Origin of the sequence: Nocardioides pini, assembly GCF_026712185.1 — a bacterium.
GTDB lineage: Bacteria > Actinomycetota > Actinomycetes > Propionibacteriales > Nocardioidaceae > Nocardioides > Nocardioides pini.
Map to the genome: position 1 here is coordinate 192,922 of NZ_JAPPUX010000001.1, position 14,086 is coordinate 207,007.

The window sequence follows — 14,086 nt, forward strand, 5'->3', positions numbered from 1 at the left end:
GCGGTGTCCCCTCCCGGTTGCAGCATCATTCACCATAAGGGCCGCCGGGGGTCTTGTGAACCCGTGAGTAACTACGAGTTACAGCTCAGGCGGAGCGGTCTCGCCCGCGCAGGCTGACGCCGGCGGCGACGGCCCCCGTCACCGCGCCGGCGACGGCCGCGCCGAGGAGGCCCACGCGTGCCGCCTTGCGGCCCGTGCGGTAGTCGTGGATGCGCCAGCCGTGGGCGCGGGCGTGGGCCCGCAGGCGGGCGTCGGGGTTGATGGCGCAGGGGTCGCCGACGAGGGAGAGCATCGGCAGGTCGTTGCTGGAGTCGGAGTACGCCGAGCAGCGGGCGAGGTCGAGGCCCTCGCGGGCGGCCAGCGCCTTGATCGCCTCCGCCTTGGCGGGGCCGTGGAGGAGGTCGCCGACGAGCCGGCCGGTGTAGACCCCGTCGACGTGCTCGGCGACGGTGCCCATGGCGCCGGTCAGGCCGAGCCTCCGCGCGATGATGGTGGCGATCTCGATCGGCGCGGCGGTCACCAGCCACACCCGCTGCCCCTCGTCGAGGTGGATCTGGGCCAGGGCCCGGGTGCCGGGCCACACGCGGTGGGCCATCGCCTCGTCGAAGATCTCCTCGCCGAGCTCCTCGAGCTCGGTGGTGGTGTGACCGGCGATGAACGACAGGGCGGAGTTGCGCGCGTCGGCCACGTGCTCGGGGTCCTCGACGCCGGCGATCCGGAAGTAGGCCTGCTTCCACGCGGCGGAGGCGATCTCGCGCGTGGTGAAGAACCGGCGGCGGTAGAGCCCCCGCGCGAAGTGGAAGATGCTGGCGCCCTGCATGACGGTGTTGTCCACGTCGAAGAAGGCGGCCGCGGTCGGGTCGCTCGGCCAGGCGAGGGCGTTCTCGACGTCCGCCGACGCCGCCGCGGCCTCGCCTGCGAGTGCCGACCGCTGTTGCAGGTTGAGGCGCCTGGGTCGCTCCGACGGAGTCACCCGGCCAGCGTAGCTGTGGAAGGATCGACGCATGCCGCGCCACGACATCTCCGCGTTGGTGGCCGAGGCTGCCGACGACGTGCCCGACCGGCAGGCCCTCGTCGAGAGCGGCGGACGCTCGCTCACCTGGGCCGGGCTGGAGGACGAGGTCGCCCGCCTGGCGACCGGCCTCGGTAGCCACGGCATCCGTGCCGGGCAGCGCGTGATGATCGCCGTCGGCAACCGCATCGAGTTCGTCACGACCTACCTCGGCGTCCTCCGGGCCCAGGTCGTCGCCGTGCCGGTCAACCCCCGGTCCGCCCCCGGCGAGCTCGCCCGGATGGTCGCCGACTCCGGCAGCCGGATGGTGGTCGCCGACGAGACCGCCGTCGACGTCGTACGGGCCGCGCTGGCCGAGCTGGCGCCCGACGTCGCCCGGCCGGTGGTGGTCGTCACCGGGGCCGCGCCCGGCGAGGGGGAGCTGGCCCTCGACGACCTCCGCGCGGACGTCGTACGCCCCGTGCCGCCGCTGCCGGACCCGGAGAAGCTCGCCGCCCTCCTCTACACCAGCGGGACGTCGGGCCTGCCCCGCGCGGCGATGCTCAGCCACCGCGCGCTGCTGGCCAACATCGAGCAGGTCGCGGCGGTCGAGCCGCCGATGATGCACGGCGACGACGTGGTGCTCGGGGTGCTGCCGCTGTTCCACGTCTACGGCCTGAACGCCGTGCTCGGCGGGGTCCTGCGCCACCGCGCGCGGCTGCTCCTGGTCGAGCGCTTCGAGCCCCAGGCCGTGCTCGACCTCATCGACGACGAGGCGTGCAGCGTCGTACCGATCGCGCCGCCCGTCTTCGCCCACTGGCTGCCCGACGAGCACCTGCGCGAGCGGCTCGGGCCCGTCCGGCTCGTGCTGTCGGGGTCGGCGCCGCTCGAAGCCGCGGTGATCGAGGAGTTCACGTCGATCACCGGCATCCCCGTGCACCAGGGCTACGGGCTCACCGAGGCGTCGCCGGTGGTGACGAGCACGCTGTGCAGCCGCGAGCCGCGACCGGGCTCGGTGGGATCGGCGCTGCCCGGCATCGAGCTGCGGCTGGTCGACGAGACGTGGGGCCAGGTCGAGGGCGAGGACCCGGGTCAGATCCAGGTGCGCGGCGACAACCTGTTCAGCGGCTACTGGCCCGACGGGGCCGACGGCCCGGACGACGAGGGCTGGTACGCCACGGGCGACGTGGGCTTCCTCGACGCGAGCGGCGACCTGTTCCTGGTCGACCGGGTCAAGGACCTGGTGATCGTGAGCGGCTTCAACGTCTACCCGACCGAGGTGGAGGACGTGCTCCGCGAGGTCGACGGGGTCGCCGACGCGGCCGTGATCGGGGTGCCCGACGAGGTGACCGGCGAGGCGGTCGTGGCGTACGTCGTCGCGTCGGCGGACGGTCCCCATGCGGGCCGCCCCGCCGACCTGGCGGACGCCCTCCGGGCCCACGCCGAGGAGCGGCTCGCGCGCTTCAAGCAGCCCTCGCGCATCGAGGTCGTGGAGGCGCTGCCCCTCACCGTCACGGGCAAGGTCCAGAAGGGTCGGCTGCGGGGCATCGAGCGCCGCCGGGTGCAGGGGCTGCTCGAGTGAGCACCCCGCGCATCACCCTCTACACCCGCCCGGGCTGCCACCTGTGCGACGACGCCCGCGTGGTCGTCCAGGCCGTCTGCGCCGACCTGGGGGAGTCGTTCGAGGAGGTCGACATCACCGCCGACGACGAGCTCGAGGACCGCTTCGGCGAGGACGTCCCGGTGACCTTCGTCGACGGCAGGCAGCACGACTTCTGGCGGGTCGACCCGACCCGCCTCCGGGCAGCACTGGGCTGACGTCGTCCCGACCGGGATGCCGATGGCTCCGTGACGTGTTGAGGACGGCGTGAGGCTCTCCCTGCTCGACCGCTCCCGCACCCGTGTCGGCACCCCCGACGCCGAGGCGCTCGACGCGACCGTCGCCCGGGCGGTGCACGCCGAGCAGGTCGGCTACGACCGGTTCTGGGTCGCCGAGCACCACGCGGTGCCCGGCATCGCGTCCGGGACGCCCGCGGTCCTGCTGGCGGCGATCGGTGCCCGCACCGACAGGATCCGGCTCGGGTCGGGCGGCGTGATGCTGCCGCTGCACCAGCCGCTGGTGGTGGCCGAGCAGTTCCTCGTGCTCGCGGCCCTGCACCCCGGCCGGGTCGACCTCGGGCTGGGCCGCTCGCTCGGCTTCACGCCTCCGGTACGCCGCGCGCTGCGCCGCGACCACGAGGACGGCGACACCTTCGAGGGCGACCTCGTCGAGCTGCGCGGCTACCTCGAGGGCACCGCCGAGGTGACGGCGCGGCCCGCGACCGGCACGTCGGTGCCGATGCACGTGCTGGCCACCGGCCGCGGGCTGGAGGTCGCCGCACGGCTGGGGCTGCCCGTGGTCGTGGGCGGCCCCCTGCTGGGGTCGGCCGAGCTGGCCGGCGCGCTGGCGGCGTACCGCCGTGGGTTCCGCCCGCACCGCGGCAGCGAGCCACGGGTGACGGTGTCGCTGGACGTGCTCGTGGCGGACGACGACGCGACCGCCCGCGAGCTCGCCCTGCCCGAGGCGTGGGCGATGGCGCGCTCGCGCCAGACCGGCGAGTTCCCGCCGCTCGAGCCCACCGACGCCATCCGTGCGATCTCCTGGCCCGCCCAGGTGCAGCGACGGGTGGAGGCCTCGCTGGACCGCGCCGTGGCCGGGAGCGCCCCGACCGTGCGCCGGCGACTCGAGGCGCTGGTCGACGCCACGGGAGCCGACGAGCTGCTGGTGAGCGGGTCGACGTACGACCGGGAGGCCCTCCTCGCCTCGGACCGGATGCTGCGCGAGCTGCTGTCCTGAGCGGGTGTGGCGCTGGGCGCGCAGACGTACCCACTTTGCCCGATGTCCCACCGAGCGCGGTCTGGTTGAGTTCCGAGGACCAAGGGACGCGCCACAGCGCCCTGCCGCGATCGTGACCGTCTCGAGGCTTCGACCATGAACAGACACACACTCGCGGCGCTCGGCGCCGTGCCCTTCCTGGTCCTCGGGCTGACGACGCCCGCGCGGTCGACTCCCCCGGAGCGGATCCCGATCGACGAGGTCGCCGAGTTCGACTTCCCCCTCTGTGGCATCGACACCCACGTGCGTCTCACGGAGCAGGGAACCCTCACGGTGCGCTCCCGCGGCGAGGACGGGATCGCCTACTTCGCCGAGCGACTGGAGCGGGACGCGTACAACACCAACCTGGAGACCGGGCTGACAGTGCACGTCTCCCAGAGGATCCGTCCGCGAGACCAGCGCGTCGTCGACAACGGCGACGGGACGCTCACCATCCATTGGCAAGCCACCCTCACCCAGACCGACTACGCGCCCGACGGGTCCGTCGCCTTCCGGACGGCAGGGCGCCAGACGGGCATCATCGTGGTGGAGGACGGCGGCACACCCTCCGACCCGGACGACGACGAGGTCATCTCCGAGGAGTACTCCGACCTGTACGGCCATGACGGTCGGGAGGGCACGGACTTCTGCGAGTGGTACGCCGCGGTCACCGGCTGAGCCCTGGGCACAGTCGCGCCTCCGCGTGCTCGCGGGGATGCCGGGCGGGTCGGGTGGCTCGGCTGGGTTGATCGGGTCGTCCTGTCAGCCACCAGGCGGGCCCGCCGCGCCGGCACCCGGCCGGCCCGGACCAGCGCCGCCGGGTCACGCGAGCGTCTCGATCATGTGCTCGATTGCATCGGTTGCCGCCGACGTCGACCTCGCCCTGGACGACCCTCGGACGCCATGCCGAGCCGGTGTCCGGAGTGGCACCCGAGTCGCGTTGCGTTAGTCGCTCGTCACCCTCCGCGCAAGTCGAGGGACCCCCGCTTCGGGTGGGTCTTCTCACATGTGCTAGCCGCCCGTTCCGTCGTTTTGTTCAACCGTTCACAAACTCCTACAGTGGCCGGGTCACGCGAGGTTCGCGGGACTGGAAAGAAGCAGCTGTGACCGCACGGACCCCCGACTCTGCCCGGGACATCCCCGAGGCGACCGTCGCCAGGCTTCCCGTGTACCTGCGTGCCCTGACCGGCCTCGCCGAGAGCGGCACCACCACCTGCTCCAGCGAGGAGCTCGCCGCGTCTGCGGGGGTCAACAGCGCCAAGCTCCGCAAGGACCTGTCCTACCTCGGCAGCTACGGCACCCGCGGCGTGGGCTACGACGTGGAGTACCTCCGCTACCAGATCGCGCGCGAGATCGGCGTGACGCAGGACTGGCCCGTCGTCATCGTCGGCATCGGAAACCTCGGTCACGCGCTCGCGAACTACTCCGGCTTCCGCAGCCGCGGCTTCCGGGTGGTCGCGCTCCTCGACGCCGACCCCGCGCGCCACGACGAGGTGGTCGCCGGGCTCGACGTCCGCTCGTTCGAGGACCTCGAGTCGATCGTCACCGAGGACGCGGTCTCCATCGGCGTGATCGCCACGCCGGCGGTCGCCGCCCAGTCCGTCGCCGACCGCATGGTCGCCGCCGGCATCACCAGCATCCTCAACTTCGCCCCGACCGTCCTGACGGTGCCGCCGGGCGTCGACGTACGGAAGGTGGATCTGTCCATCGAGCTGCAGATCCTCGCCTACCACGAGCAGCGCAAGTCGGTCGCTCCCGGATCGGAGGTCGTGTCGTGAGCGTCCTCGTCGTCGGCATCTCCCACAAGTCAGCCCCGGTCGAGCTGCTCGAGAAGCTCGCGCTCGACGCGGACGGCGCCACCAAGCTCATCCACGACGTGATGGGCGGTGACCACGTCTCCGAGGCGACGGCGATCGTGACCTGCAACCGCCTCGAGGTCTACGCCGAGGTCGACCGCTTCCACGGCAGCGTCGAGGACCTCTCCGGCCTCCTCGTCGCGCGTGCCGAGAAGTCCACCGAGGCGCTGCTCCCGCACCTCTACGTCCATTACGACGAGGGCGCCGTCTCGCACCTCTTCCAGGTGGCCGCCGGCCTCGACTCGATGGTCGTGGGCGAGGGCCAGATCCTCGGCCAGACCCGCGAGGCGCTGCGCGTCGGCCAGGAGCACGGCACCGTCGGCCCGGCGCTCAACACCCTCTTCCAGCAGGCGCTGCGCGTCGGCAAGCGCGCGCACGCCGAGACCGACATCGACCGCGCCGCCCCGTCGCTGGTCACCGCCGCGCTCGGGCGCAGCTCGGTGCCGGTCGCCGGCGCCAGGGCGCTCGTGATCGGCGCCGGTGCGATGGCGTCCCTCGCGGTGGCCCACCTGTCGCGCAGCGGCGCGGCCAGCATCTCGGTGCTCAACCGCACCGCAGCCCGTGCCGAGCGGCTCGCCGAGGAGTACGCCGCCACCTCGGTGCCGATGGAGCGGCTGACGGAGGAGCTCGCCACCGCCGACATCGTCATCTCCTGCACCGGCGCACCCGAGCCGCTGGTCCGCCTCGCCGACGTGGTCACCGCGCGCGGCAGGAGCGACCGGCCGCTGTGCGTGATCGACCTCGCGCTGCCGCACGACGTCGATCCGTCGCTGGCCGACCTGCCGGGCGTGGAGCTGATCAACCTCGCGGGTCTCGCCGACGAGCTGCGCGGCCTCGAGGCCACCGCGGGCGTCGACGACGTACGCACCATCGTCGGCCAGGAGATCAGCGCCTTCCTGGCCGTACGCCGCCAGGCGAGCGTGACGCCCACCGTCGTCGCCCTGCGCTCCATGGCCACCTCGGTCGTCGACGCGGAGATGGAGCGCCTGTCCGCGCGCGTGCCCGACCTCGACGACGCCACCCGCGCGGAGGTGCTCCACACCGTCCGCCGGGTCGCCGACAAGCTCCTCCACGAGCCGACCGTCCGGGTCAAGGAGCTGGCCGACGCCGAGCCGGCCGCGTCCTACACCGCGGCCCTGGCCGAGCTCTTCCGGCTCGACACCGACGCGGTCGACGCGATCTCCCGCGCCGAGGGGGGCCAGACATGACCGCTCCCACGACCGCGCTGCGGCTCGGCACGCGTGCGTCCGCCCTCGCCACCACCCAGTCCGCGCTCGTCGCCGACCTCGTCCGCGAGCGCCTCGGCCGTGAGGTCGAGCTCGTCGAGGTCTCGACCGAGGGCGACCGCAGCGCCGCTCCGCTCGCCCAGATGGGTGGCACCGGGGTCTTCGTCAGCGCCCTGCGCGACGCGCTGCTCGACGGCCACGTCGACTTCGCGGTGCACTCGCTGAAGGACCTCCCGACGACGCCCGCCGACGGCATCGCGCTGGCCGCGGTCCCGGTCCGCGAGGACCCACGCGACGTCGTGGTGGCCCGCGACGGCCTGACGCTCGGTGAGCTGCCCGTGGGCAGCCGCCTCGGCACCGGGTCGCCGCGCCGTGTCAGCCAGCTCGCGGCGCTCGGCCTGGGCCTGGAGCTGCAGGGGATTCGCGGCAACGTCGACACCCGCATCCGCAAGGTCCGCGACGGCGAGGTCGACGCGATCGTCCTCGCCCGCGCCGGGCTCGCGCGCCTGGGCCGGCTCGACGAGGCCACCGAGGTCCTCGACCCGCTCCAGATGCTCCCCGCGCCCGGCCAGGGTGCGCTCGCCATCGAGTGCCGCTCCGACGACACCGAGCTGGTGGCGGCGCTGGCCCTGCTCGACGACCCCGCCACCCGCGCCGCGGTCACGGCCGAGCGCGCGGTGCTGTCCACCCTCGAGGCCGGCTGCTCGGCGCCGCTGGGTGCCCTGGCCGACGTCGTCGAGGGCGACGACGGCGAGGAGCTGTGGCTGCGCGCGGTGGTCCTGTCGGAGGACGGCGGCCTCTCGGTGCGGATGAGCGCCACCGGCCCCGTCACCGAGGCGGCCCGGATCGGAACACGCCTCGCGAGCGACATGCTCGACGAGGGAGCAGCAGACCTGATGGAAGCACCACCAGTGAGGAATCAGCACGCATGACGCGAGTACAGACCCCCCACGCCACCAGCGCGCCCACCCCGGCCCAGGGCTGGGTGTCGTTCGTCGGCAGCGGACCCGGTGACCCGGGCCTGCTGACGGTGCGAGCCGTGGAGCTCCTCCAGGGTGCCGAGGTGATCGTGACCGAGGCCCCCGAGCACGTCGAGCTGGTCCGGCAGGTCCTCGGCCTCGTCGAGGGCCCCGACGGCCTCGTCGGCGGCCCGGAGATCGTCGACGGCGGCTTCGGCGAGGACGGCCAGCCCCTCACCCACGCCGCGCGCGCCAAGGTCGTCGTACGCCACGGCAAGAAGCAGCGCGTCGTCCGCCTGATGACCGGCGACCCGTTCCTCTACGCCTCGGGTCCCGAGGAGGCGCAGGCCTGCGTCAAGGCCGGCGTCGGCTTCGAGGTCGTCCCCGGCGTCTCCTCGGTGAGCGCTGTCCCGGCCTACGCCGGCATCCCGCTGACCACCAAGCGCCACAAGGAGATGGCCGTCGTCACGTGCGGCGACAAGATCGACTGGAGCGTCTACGGCGACGACCGCACGCTGGTCCTGCTCTCGGGGGTCGGCAGCATCGCCGAGACCGCCGCCGCGCTCGTCGAGGCCGGTCGCTCGCCCGAGACGCCGGTCGCGATGACCCGCGTGGGCACCACGACCGAGCAGCACACGCTCGTCTCCACGCTGGCCGACATCGCCGCCGACGCCCGCGCCGCGCGCATCGCCCCGCCGGCGATCACCGTCATCGGCGACGTCGTCGACCTGCGCCAGACGCTGTCGTGGTTCGAGACCAAGCCGCTGTTCGGCTGGCGTGCGCTGGTGCCCCGCACCAAGGAGCAGGCCGGCTCGCTGTCGCGCCGTCTGCGCGAGTACGGCGCCGTGCCCGAGGAGGTGCCGACCATCTCGGTCGAGCCGCCGCGCAACCCGCTCCAGATGGACAAGGCCGTCCGCGGCCTCGTCGAGGGCCGCTACGAGTGGATCGCCTTCACCTCGGTCAACGCGGTCAAGGCCGTGCGCGAGAAGTTCGAGGAGTACGGCCTCGACGCCCGCGCGTTCTCCGGGCTGAAGATCGCCGCGGTGGGTGACAAGACCGCCCAGGCGATCGCCGGCTGGGGCCTGCGCGCCGACCTCGTCCCGTCCGGCGAGCAGTCCGCCGCCGGCCTGCTCGAGGAGTGGCCGCCCTACGACGAGGTGCTCGACCCGATCAACCGGGTCTTCCTGCCCCGCGCCGACATCGCGACCGAGAACCTCGTCGCCGGCCTGGTGGACCTCGGCTGGGAGTGCGACGACGTCACCGCCTACCGCACCGTGCGCGCCACCCCGCCGCCGGCGCCGGTCCGCGACGCGATCAAGACGGGCAAGTTCGACACGGTCGTGTTCACCTCGTCCTCGACGGTCCGCAACCTCGTCGGCATCGCCGGCAAGCCGCACCCCTCGACGATCATCGCGGTGATCGGCCCCCAGACGGCCAAGACCGCCGAGGAGCACGGCCTGCGGGTCGACGTGCTGGCCCCGACGCCCGACGTCGAGGTCCTCGTCGACGCGCTCGCCGACTTCGGTGCGGCGCGACGCCTCGCGATGCTCGAGGCCGGCGAGCCGGTCACGCGCCCGAGCGAGCGCACCGCGTCGGGTCGCCGCAAGGCCCGCGCCAAGTAGCCCGCACCCGCCGCCGCACCCGCTGGGGAAGGATGGAGAAGTGACCGAGGAGATGCACGTCCAGGGCCCGACCATCCGACCCCGGCGGCTGCGGCGCACCCCTGCGCTGCGCCGCATGGTCGCCGAGACCCACGTCGTGCCCAGCTCGCTGGTCCTGCCGGTCTTCATCCGCGAGGGCCTCGCCGAGCCGCACCCGATCTCGTCGATGCCGGGCGTCGTCCAGCACTCCCGCGACTCGCTCAAGCGGGCGGTCGCCGAGGCGGCCGAGCTCGGCCTCGGCGGCGTGATGCTCTTCGGCATCCCCGAGCACAAGGACGCGAGGGGCTCGGGCGCGCTCGACCCGGCCGGCGTGCTCAACCTCGCGATCACCGACGTGGTCGCCGAGGTGGGCGACCAGCTCACGGTCATGTCGGACCTGTGCCTCGACGAGTTCACCGACCACGGCCACTGCGGGCTGCTCACGCCCGACGGCGAGGTCGACAACGACCAGACGCTGGCGGCGTACGCCGAGATGGCCCTCGCGCAGGCCGCTGCCGGCGTCGACATGGTCGGCCCCAGCGGGATGATGGACGGCCAGGTCGCCGTGGTCCGCGAGGCGCTCGACGCCGCCGGGCACACCCACGTGTCCGTGCTCGCCTACTCGGCGAAGTACGCCTCCGCCTTCTTCGGGCCCTTCCGCGAGGCCGTCGACTCCTCGCTCGTCGGCGACCGCCGCACCTACCAGCAGAACCCCGCCAACGCCCTCGAGGGCGTGCGGGAGGTGCTCCTCGACGTCGCCGAGGGCGCCGACCTGGTGATGGTGAAGCCGGCCCTGCCCTACCTCGACGTCGTACGCCGCGTGCGCGACGCCGTCGACGTCCCGGTCGCCGCCTACAACGTCTCCGGCGAGTACGCCATGCTCGAGGCCGCCGCGGCCAACGGGTGGATCGACCGTGAGGCCGCCATCATGGAGACCCTGACGTCGATCCGCCGTGCCGGCGCCGACGTCATCCTCACCTACTGGGCCTCCGAGGCCGCCCGCCTGCTCCGCGCCTGACGGCGTCCGGCTAGGGGTTCATCAGCCCGTCGATGCAGGCGTTGAGCGCCGGCACGTCGAGGGCGGAGATCCCGCTGGCGAGGCACTGCGCCTGGGCCTCGGCCCACGTCAGCGTGGCGGTGATGGTGTTGGTCGGGAGCGGCGGCAACGTCGGCGTCGTCGTCGGCAGCGAGGTCGTGGGGTCGACCGTGGGCACGACCGTCGGATCCTTGGTGGGGTCCTTGGTCGGCGACTGCGTCGGGTTCGACGTGGGGCTGGGCGACTGCGACTGCGTCTGCGTCGGGCTCTGGGTCGGGGCCTGCGTGGGGGTGGGGCCCTTGGTGGGGGAGGGGTCGTCGCCCGTGTCGCCGTCGTCGCCCTTCCCGCCCTTGTCGCCGTCCTTGTCGCCGCCGTTGCCGCCCCGGCCGCCGCCGTCTCCGCCCGTCGACGCGGTGGCGTCGGGGGTGATCACGCCGGAGGTCAGGGTCGAGGTCGGGACCGCGCTGAAGTCGCCGTCCAGGTAGGCCTGCATGATCCCGAGCACCAGGTCGACGTAGTCGTTGGAGTGGTTGTAGCGGTAGACCGAGGCCCGCTGGCCCTGCTCGGACGAGAGGTCGTCGTCGCCGGAGCACAGGTAGACGGCCGTCGCGAGGGCCGCGTCGTCGATGTCCTGCGGGTCGCGGGTGCCGTCGCTGTCCCCGTCGACGCCGACGACCGCCCAGGTCGAGGGGATGAACTGCATCGGACCGACGGCCCGGTCGTAGCGGGTGTCGTCGTCGTACTGCCCGGCGTCGGTGTCGAGGATGCGCTGGGTGTCGTGCTTGCCGTTGAGCGCGACACCGAAGATCCCGGGGCGGGCGACGCCGCGCCCGTCGAGGGCGTTGCCGCCGAAGCGGCCGTGGTCGGACTCGACGCGGCCGATGGCGGCGATGAGCTCCCACGGCAGGTTGCAGCCCTTGTCGGCCTCGTTGATCACGGCCTCGGCGCGCTGGTAGGCCGACAGCGCGGCCTGGGGGATGTCGCTGGCGGTGCCGGGGGTGAGCGAGGCGGCGCGGGAGACCGGGTCGCCCACGCTGGCGGGCGCCTCGATCGCGGCGCTCGGCAGGACGGTGCCGTCGGGGAGGGTGTGCGAGCCGTCGGGGTCGGCGCTCGCCGGGTCGACGCCGACGCCTGCGAGGTTGGCCGTCCACGCGGCGGAGAGCACGGCCAGCGGCACGATGGCGATCGCTCGGTGCAGTCGGGTGGAACTCGACATGTCGCGCGCACTCCCCTTGGTCGTCCCGTGGTCGTCGTGGAGTCCTCGTACCCCCTCCGGGCACGTCCACACCTCGTCAACGACGATTCGTCACACCAAGTTACGCGCGAGTCGCCTGTGCGCCAACCCACATCCGAGGGACGCCCACGCGCACCGAATGGGGATCCCTTGCGCCCCTGCGTGACAATGACCCGGTGACCTCCGCGACCATCCCCTCGACGACCGCGGCCAGCGAGGCCTGGTTCGAGCGCGCCCGGGCCGTGACGCCCGGCGGCGTGAACTCGCCCGTCCGCGCCTTCACCGCCGTCGGCGGGACGCCGCGCTTCATCACCTCGGCCTCGGGTGCCTGGCTCACCGACGCCGACGGCAACGACTACGTCGACCTGATCTGCTCGTGGGGCCCGATGCTGCTCGGCCACGCGCACCCCGACGTGCAGGCGGCCGTCGCCGGCGCGGTGGCCCGCGGCACGTCGTACGGCACCCCCACCGAGCCGGAGGTCGAGCTCGCCGAGGAGATCGTGGCGCGCACGCCGGTCGAGCGGGTCCGCTTCGTCTCCTCCGGCACCGAGGCCACCATGTCGGCGATCCGGCTGGCGCGCGGCGCGACCGGCCGCGACGTCGTCGTGAAGTTCGCCGGCTGCTACCACGGCCACGTCGACCCGCTCCTCGCCGAGGCCGGGTCGGGCGTCGCGACGCTGGCGGTGCCCGGCACCAGCGGCGTGCCCGCCACGGCGGCGGCCGAGACCCTCGTCCTGCCCTACAACGACCGGGACGCAGTCCGGGCCGCGTTCGAGGCCCACGGGCCGCGCATCGCGTGCCTGATCACCGAGGCGTCGCCGGGCAACATGGGTGTCGTGCCGCCGGCGCCGGGCTTCAACGCCTTCCTCGCCGAGACCTGCCGCGCCCACGGCGCGCTGTTCATCAGCGACGAGGTGATGACCGGCTTCCGGGCGACCGAGCAGGGCGGGTGGGGCCTCGACGGCGCCATCGAGGGCTGGACGCCCGACCTGATGACCTTCGGCAAGGTGATGGGCGGCGGCTTCCCGGCGGCGGCCTTCGGCGGACGTGCCGACCTGATGGCCCACCTCGCGCCCGAGGGGCCGGTCTACCAGGCCGGGACGCTCTCGGGGAACCCGGTCGCGACGACCGCGGGCCTGGCCACGCTGCGGCTCGCGACCCCCGACGTCTACACGCAGCTCGACGCCACCGCGCAGACCATCCGCGCGGCCGCCGCCGAGCACCTTCGGTCGGCCGGCGTGCCGCACGTCGTCCAGACCGCCGGCACCATGTTCTCGGTGTTCTTCCGCGACGGCGCGGTCCGCGACTTCGCGGAGGCGAGCCAGCAGGACACCGGCGCCTACGCCGCGTTCTTCCACTCGATGCTCGACCAGGGCGTCTACCTGCCCCCGTCGGCGTACGAGGCGTGGTTCGTGTCCGCCGCGCACGACGACCGGGCCGTGTCCACCATCATCGACGCGCTGCCGGCCGCCGCCTCCGCGGCCGCAACGGCGGGAGGCTACTGACATGGGAGTCCAGACCATCGTCCACCTGCTCCGGCACGGGGAGGTCCACAACCCCGAGGGCGTCCTCTACGGCCGGATGGACGGGTTCCACCTGTCCGACCTCGGGCACCAGATGGCGCAGCGGATCGCGGACACCATCGGCGACCGCGACATCGTCCACCTCCGGACCTCGCCCCTCGAGCGGGCACAGGAGACGCTCGCCCCGCTGTCGGCTCGGCTCGGGATGACGCCGCAGGTCGACCCGCGGGTGATCGAGTCGGGCAACAAGTTCCAGGGCGTCGACTTCGGCGCCGGAGCGAGGACGTTCCTCAAGCGCCCCGACCTGCTGCGCCACATGTACAACCCGTTCAAGCCGTCGTGGGGCGAGCCCTACGACGAGATCGCCGGCCGCATGATGGCCGCGGTCCACGACGCCCGCGATGCCGCCGAGGGCCACGAGGCCGTCGTCGTGTCGCACCAGCTGCCCATCTGGACGACGCGGCTGTTCCTGGAGAGGCGCAGCTACCTCCACCACCCGAAGACCCGCCAGTGCACGCTGTGCTCGCTGACGAGCGTCGTCTTCGACGACGACCGGGTGACGCAGGTCCGCTACTCGGAGCCGGCCGGCGACCTCATCCCGGTGGGCGACCGCTCCGCCCCGTTCTCCGCCGGTGGGGCCCCGCGGGAGGACCGGCCCTGAAGCTCGTCCGCCTGCTCCTCGGCCCGCTCCTCGGCCTCGCCTGCCTGCTCGCGCTGGCGGGTTGCTCGGGCCTGTCCGGGACCGGTGAAAAGGGCTACATCTCCGG

At 73.4% G+C, this 14,086-nt stretch carries 13 protein-coding genes; 11 read left to right on the plus strand and 2 right to left on the minus strand.

Features of this window, described 5'->3' with window-relative positions; translation table 11 throughout:
- Positions 1-85 precede the first annotated feature (85 nt).
- Entirely contained in the window at positions 86-973 is an 888-nt protein-coding gene (locus NYO98_RS00950; RefSeq protein WP_268109644.1) for an HAD family hydrolase, read from the minus strand.
- A 31-nt stretch (positions 974-1,004) separates the two neighbouring features.
- Between NYO98_RS00950 and NYO98_RS00955 the strand changes: the two genes are divergently transcribed.
- The 9 genes from NYO98_RS00955 (at position 1,005) to hemB (ending at position 10,544) form a co-directional block, all read left to right on the plus strand.
- A complete protein-coding gene (locus NYO98_RS00955) occupies positions 1,005-2,573 on the plus strand; it encodes a class I adenylate-forming enzyme family protein (RefSeq protein ID WP_268109645.1) in 1,569 nt (522 codons plus the stop codon).
- Entirely contained in the window at positions 2,570-2,809 is a 240-nt protein-coding gene (locus NYO98_RS00960; protein ID WP_268109646.1) for a glutaredoxin family protein, read from the plus strand. The genes NYO98_RS00955 and NYO98_RS00960 overlap by 4 nt, the downstream gene beginning before the upstream one ends.
- A gap of 49 nt (positions 2,810-2,858) precedes the next feature.
- The gene (locus tag NYO98_RS00965; RefSeq protein WP_268109647.1) at positions 2,859-3,827 is read left to right on the plus strand and encodes an MsnO8 family LLM class oxidoreductase; all 969 of its coding nucleotides are present in this window, start codon (positions 2,859-2,861) and stop codon (positions 3,825-3,827) included.
- A gap of 135 nt (positions 3,828-3,962) precedes the next feature.
- Positions 3,963-4,523, plus strand: a complete 561-nt coding sequence (locus tag NYO98_RS00970) for a hypothetical protein (protein WP_268109648.1) — start codon at positions 3,963-3,965, stop codon at positions 4,521-4,523.
- Positions 4,524-4,948: 425 nt separating this feature from the next.
- A complete protein-coding gene (locus NYO98_RS00975; protein ID WP_268109649.1) occupies positions 4,949-5,623 on the plus strand; it encodes a redox-sensing transcriptional repressor Rex in 675 nt (224 codons plus the stop codon).
- Positions 5,620-6,909 carry a glutamyl-tRNA reductase gene (locus tag NYO98_RS00980; RefSeq protein ID WP_268109650.1) on the plus strand — a complete coding sequence of 430 codons (1,290 nt, stop codon included), beginning with the start codon at positions 5,620-5,622 and terminating at the stop codon, positions 6,907-6,909. The genes NYO98_RS00975 and NYO98_RS00980 overlap by 4 nt, the downstream gene beginning before the upstream one ends.
- Positions 6,906-7,859, plus strand: coding sequence for a hydroxymethylbilane synthase (gene hemC, locus NYO98_RS00985; protein ID WP_268109652.1), 954 nt, complete (start codon positions 6,906-6,908; stop codon positions 7,857-7,859). The genes NYO98_RS00980 and hemC overlap by 4 nt, the downstream gene beginning before the upstream one ends.
- Positions 7,856-9,508 (plus strand): bifunctional uroporphyrinogen-III C-methyltransferase/uroporphyrinogen-III synthase, encoded by a 1,653-nt coding sequence (locus NYO98_RS00990; protein WP_268109653.1) that lies wholly within the window; start codon positions 7,856-7,858, stop codon positions 9,506-9,508. Before hemC ends, NYO98_RS00990 begins: the two co-directional genes overlap by 4 nt.
- 52 nt (positions 9,509-9,560) lie before the next feature.
- Positions 9,561-10,544 carry a porphobilinogen synthase gene (gene hemB, locus NYO98_RS00995; protein ID WP_268110674.1) on the plus strand — a complete coding sequence of 328 codons (984 nt, stop codon included), beginning with the start codon at positions 9,561-9,563 and terminating at the stop codon, positions 10,542-10,544.
- Positions 10,545-10,554: 10 nt separating this feature from the next.
- Here the strand turns inward: hemB and NYO98_RS21850 are convergent, their stop codons facing one another.
- Positions 10,555-11,778 carry a lytic transglycosylase domain-containing protein gene (locus NYO98_RS21850; RefSeq protein ID WP_326494408.1) on the minus strand — a complete coding sequence of 408 codons (1,224 nt, stop codon included), beginning with the start codon at positions 11,776-11,778 and terminating at the stop codon, positions 10,555-10,557.
- Between the two features lie 194 nt (positions 11,779-11,972).
- On the opposite strand from NYO98_RS21850, the gene hemL reads away from it, so the two are divergent.
- Positions 11,973-13,301 (plus strand): glutamate-1-semialdehyde 2,1-aminomutase, encoded by a 1,329-nt coding sequence (gene hemL / locus NYO98_RS01005; RefSeq protein ID WP_268109654.1) that lies wholly within the window; start codon positions 11,973-11,975, stop codon positions 13,299-13,301.
- Position 13,302: 1 nt separating this feature from the next.
- Entirely contained in the window at positions 13,303-13,980 is a 678-nt protein-coding gene (locus tag NYO98_RS01010; RefSeq protein WP_268109655.1) for a histidine phosphatase family protein, read from the plus strand.
- Positions 13,981-14,086: the final 106 nt, after the last annotated feature.

Bases quoted from the DNA above. Each gene is read 5' to 3' on its own strand.
- NYO98_RS00955 (WP_268109645.1), top strand. From the start codon at position 1,005: ATGCCGCGCCACGACATCTCCGCGTTGGTGGCCGAGGCTGCCGACGAC.
- NYO98_RS00970 (WP_268109648.1), top strand. From the start codon at position 3,963: ATGAACAGACACACACTCGCGGCGCTCGGCGCCGTGCCCTTCCTGGTC.
- hemC (WP_268109652.1), top strand. From the start codon at position 6,906: ATGACCGCTCCCACGACCGCGCTGCGGCTCGGCACGCGTGCGTCCGCC.
- NYO98_RS00990 (WP_268109653.1), top strand. From the start codon at position 7,856: ATGACGCGAGTACAGACCCCCCACGCCACCAGCGCGCCCACCCCGGCC.
- hemB (WP_268110674.1), top strand. From the start codon at position 9,561: ATGCACGTCCAGGGCCCGACCATCCGACCCCGGCGGCTGCGGCGCACC.
- NYO98_RS21850 (WP_326494408.1), bottom strand. From the start codon at position 11,778: ATGTCGAGTTCCACCCGACTGCACCGAGCGATCGCCATCGTGCCGCTG.
- NYO98_RS01010 (WP_268109655.1), top strand. From the start codon at position 13,303: ATGGGAGTCCAGACCATCGTCCACCTGCTCCGGCACGGGGAGGTCCAC.